Source organism: Pseudonocardia pini (genome assembly GCF_013870575.1).
Taxonomy (GTDB): Bacteria; Actinomycetota; Actinomycetes; order Mycobacteriales; family Pseudonocardiaceae; genus Pseudonocardia; species Pseudonocardia pini.
In genome coordinates this window covers 1-3,087 of record NZ_JACBXB010000679.1, presented here as the reverse complement: position 1 = coordinate 3,087, position 3,087 = coordinate 1, and the positions used below count along the sequence as shown (strand labels likewise).

At 75.4% G+C, this 3,087-nt stretch carries 3 protein-coding genes and 1 pseudogene; all 4 read right to left on the bottom strand.

Annotated elements, in window-relative coordinates; all coding sequences use genetic code 11:
* Positions 1–421, bottom strand: a pseudogene (locus H5J29_RS27050) (cytochrome P450); the annotation flags it as partial.
* The gene (locus H5J29_RS27045; protein ID WP_312858434.1) at positions 418–1,698 is read right to left on the bottom strand and encodes a cytochrome P450; all 1,281 of its coding nucleotides are present in this window, start codon (positions 1,696–1,698) and stop codon (positions 418–420) included. The gene H5J29_RS27045 and the pseudogene H5J29_RS27050, both read right to left, overlap by 4 nt.
* A 101-nt stretch (positions 1,699–1,799) precedes the next feature.
* Positions 1,800–2,600, bottom strand: a complete 801-nt coding sequence (locus H5J29_RS27040; protein WP_220187986.1) for an alpha/beta fold hydrolase — start codon at positions 2,598–2,600, stop codon at positions 1,800–1,802.
* A gap of 1 nt (position 2,601) precedes the next feature.
* Complete coding sequence (locus H5J29_RS27035) at positions 2,602–3,033, bottom strand: PaaI family thioesterase (protein ID WP_181783822.1); 432 nt, start codon at positions 3,031–3,033, stop codon at positions 2,602–2,604.
* Between the last annotated feature and the right edge of the window lie 54 nt (positions 3,034–3,087).

The window sequence follows — 3,087 nt, the reverse complement described above, 5'->3', positions numbered from 1 at the left end:
CGGAGAGGCCCGCGATCGCGTCGAGCTCGCCGGCGGCGAGCGCCTCGTCGAGCAGCGTCTCCACCACGCGCACGGCGGTCGGGGCGAGCTCGTCGACGGCGCGGGGGAGGAACGTCTTGGTCAGCAGCCCCCGCAGCCGGGTGTGCTCGGGCGGGTCCATGCGGACGAAGGAACCGGGGATCCGGGCGCCCGGGTCCCGGAAGGGGCTGATGCCCTCGGCGTAGCCGTGGCCCCAGTCGGCGGAGGTGAGGACCTCGGCGCACTCGGCGTACCGGGTGACCAAGTGCACCCCGACGTCGTCGAGCAGGTACGGCAGCAGCGCGCCCTCGTCCCGGGCCTGCCGGTAGAACGGGTAGGGGTCCGCCTGGTGCGCCCGGTCGAAGGCGCCGAACGCGGTGATCCCCGGAGCGGCGGTCGTCATCGGGCCGACCCCTCGGTGAGCCGCACCGGGAGCTCCGCCATGCCGCGCACGACGAGGTTGGGCCGGTAGCGAGGCCGGTCGGTGAGCAGCTCGACGCCCGTGCCGCGGGCGGTCAACGCGCGCAGCACCGTCTCCATCTCCAGGCGGGCCAGTGCCGCGCCGATGCAGTGGTGCAGCCCCAGGCCGAAGGCCAGGTGACGACGTGCGCCCCGGCCCGCGAAGCGGGTGACGTCCAGATCGTCGGCGCGCGGGAAGACCGCGGTGTCGCGGTTGGCGGAACCGAGGAGCAGCAGCAGGCTCTCCCCCGGCGCGAACGTCCGGTCGCCGACCGTGAGCGCGGTGCGGGCGGTCCGGGTGGTCAGGTGCACGGGGGCGTCGAAGCGCAGGAGCTCGTCGACGGCGGCGGGCACCAGCTCGGGGCGTTCCCGCAGCAGGGCGAGCTGGTCCGGATGGGCGGCGAGGGCACGGACCCCGTTGGCGACCAGGTTGACGGTCGTCTCGTGGCCCGCGACGACGAGGATCAGCAGCGTGCCCAGCAGCTCGACCGGGGAGAGTCGGTCGCCGTCCTCCCCGGCCCGCGCGAGCGCACTGACCAGATCGTCGCGGGGGTCGGCGCGGCGGCTCGCGGCGAGGGTGCCGAAGAGGTCGGCGAACTCGTGGACCGCGGCGGTGCGGGCCGCCAGCTCCGACGGGCCGAGCAGGACGTCCGGGTCCAGCCCGCGGGCGATGCCTGCGGACATCCGCCGGACGTCGTCCTCCGCCTCCGCCGGGACCCCCGTCAGCGAACAGATCATGCGCAGGGGCAGCGGATAGGCCAGCGCCTCGACGAGGTCCACCGTGCCCGCCTCGACGGCGGCGTCCATCAGCTGTGCGGTGAGCGCCTCGGCCTGCGTACGCAGGCCCTCGATGCGGCGCGGGGTGAACGCACCGGCGACCAGCCCGCGGAGCCGGGTGTGGTCCGGCGGGTCCATCCAGAGGAACGAGCCGGGCAGCGCGACCTCGCTGTCGGGGTGGAGGAGCCGGGCCTCCTCGGCGTGGCTCCAGGCCGGGTCCTGCAGGACCTGTTCGCAGTCGCCGTGGCGGGCGAGGACGTGGGTGCCCAGCGGGCCCGGCGGGAAGCCGGGCGTGTCGCGCAGGACGGCGTAGGCGGGGTACGGGTCGTGGCGGTGGGCGACGTCGAGCGACGCCGTCACGGCCTGCGCGACCGGGTTCTCGGCAGGGTTCTCGGCAGGGTTCGCGGGCGGGGTCACGCGGGGCGGAGCACTGGTCAGATCCACGGTGGGGTCCGTTCGGGAGAGGTGCACCGGACAGGGACGAGCCTCGACGGGCGGCCCGCTCCCGACAACGGCGCCCACCGAGAGCTATCGGGGCATTGGCGCTACTGATCCCGTGCGCCCGATCGTCGGGCCGAGGTCGGGACCGACCCGAGGAAGTCGGCCAGCAGGTCGGTCACGGCCTGCGGTTGCTCGAGGCTGGAGCTGTGCCCGCAGCTCCGCAGCACCTCGAGCCGCGCCCCCGGGATCCCCGCGACGATCCGCCGGGCCAGGTCCGGGGGTGTGGCCACGTCGTCGGCCCCGACCACCACGAGCGTCGGGAGGTCGATCCGACCCAGCTCCGCCGCGACCGGGTCGCGATCGGCGACCGCCCGGACCGCACGACGGATCCCGGCGCGGTCGCCGTCGGCCAGGCGCCGCACCCACTCGCCGACGACCGGCCCGTTCACCGGGTCCGCGAGGAAGTCCCGGCCGAACACCACCGGGGCGACGCGTCCCGCGATCGGCCCGATCCCCACCCATCGCTGGACGAGGGCGAGCCGGCGGTGCTCGCGGGCCGTGGCCGGGACCTCGGCGTCGGCGCTGGTGTCCAGCAGGACCAGCGAGCGGAGCAGCTCCGGGTGGCGGGCCGCCAGCCGCAGCCCGACGAACCCGCCCATCGAAAGCCCGACCCAGTGCACCGGGGCGCCGACCCGGCGGATCAGGTCCGCCGCCCGCGCGGTCAGCGTGTCCATGTCGCACGGACCGGCCGGGGTGTCGCCGTGTGCGGGCCAGTCCACGGCGACGCAGCGGTACCGCCGGCGCAGTGCCTCGACCTGGGCACGGAACATCCAGCCGCCGAAGAGCAGGCCGTGGCCGAACACGACGGTCTCGGCCCCCGCCCCGGTGTCGGTGTGGGCGAGCACCTCAGCCGACCCTGAGGTTCCGCATGGTCACCAGGGCGGTCGCGCAGAACGTCTCCTCGCCGCCGTCGACCGCGACCACGTCCGCGGCGGCCACGGTGGTCGTGCGCCCGGCCTCGAGCACGCGCCCGCGGGCGACGACGGTGGCGCCCTTCGCCGGAGCGAGGATCTTGACGGTGTAGTCCGTCGTCATGCAGACCCATCCGGCGGGCAGCAGCGTGCCCGCCGCCGATCCGCCCGCGAAGTCGGCGAGGGCGCCGAGGACGCTGCCCGCGACGAACCCGTCGTGCTGGGTGTGTTCGGGGCGCACCGCGAGGACCAGCTCGACCTCGCCGGGTGTCACCGAGGCGAAGGCGAACCCGAGGTGGGCGGCGGCGGGCATCGTCAGCACCGCCGCGCGGACGGCGGCGGCGAAGTCGGGGTCGGGCGCGTCCATCAGGCTCCTTCGGGGACGGCGTGCACGTCGTCACGGTGAACGACTACCTCGCCA